Raw genomic sequence first — 1012 nt, forward strand, 5'->3', positions numbered from 1 at the left:
AGGCTGTCGTAGTAGTGCCGGGTTTCGTGACCGAGGGCATCAGTGACGTAGGTCAGGCGGATGTTTTCATCCCACGCCAATCGCGTATCAAAACTGCCGTCGTCGGCCCACTCGCGGATGGCTTTGGCGTCGGGACTAGATCCCTGCCATTGCAGGTTTAAACCGCGATTGGTGCGGTCGGTGTAGCGGGTAATCAAATGGTTTTGATACTGGTAGCGCCAGGCCGAACCGTTCTCGTCCTGCGCCAGAACAAGGTCACCGAAATCGTCGTACTGATAGGCACACAGCTGACGTTTGACGTCGCCATCACGAATTTCCCAGAGACCGGTCAACCGGCCGTGATCGTCGATCAACGTGCCAAGTCGCAGATGGACTTTGTTTACATCTTTCTCCGAGTAAGTCACCAGCTCGGAGAGCACCGACCCCCCACCGTGCCGATGCTCGTAATGCAGCATCACCCCGGCGCCATTCGGCAAAACCTTGTTGATCAGAACAAAACGGTCACCCCGGCGAACATAGGTCTCCCTGTGCTCCAGGCCCCGCATCAGCACCAACCGATCCTTGCTGAGGCGAATGACGGTCAGATTTTCAATGGCGTTGAAGTGAAACAGCTTGATCTTGGGAAGGGGGAACTCATGGCTGCGTCCGTCGAAGTCATGAAACACCAAACCGTCGCTGACGAGATCGAAACGTGTAGTAAACGGCGTGATCCAACGCGCGCCCACCACGTCATGATCGTAAACATCCAGACTCGAACAATAGGTGCGCGTCCACTCAATCGGAAACGGCCCTGGCAGGCTGAAATCGGTATGGCTAACCGACTCCGAACCCATCGCAAAGCTGATGCTCCTGGCCGTCGACCCACAGGCACATTCACAAGGGCACGGACACGTACAGTTCTTCCGCTTGTTAGGCCGGGCTTTCGCAGGCTTCTCGAAACCAACCGCCTCCAGCTTCCCTTCGCCGCCCTGGCGCCTGGCCTGATTAACAACCCCCGGCTTGATGTTGAAGG

The 1012-nt window shown here is 56.8% G+C and carries 1 protein-coding gene; it reads right to left on the bottom strand.

Translation table 11 applies throughout. The features are described from left to right. Positions 1 to 1012 (bottom strand): DUF6531 domain-containing protein (locus ABEH28_RS27285; protein WP_346631567.1); only part of this gene is annotated, 1012 nt, incomplete at both ends.

Source organism: Pseudomonas sp. Ps21-P2 (assembly GCF_039672565.1).
Taxonomy (GTDB): domain Bacteria; phylum Pseudomonadota; class Gammaproteobacteria; order Pseudomonadales; family Pseudomonadaceae; genus Aquipseudomonas.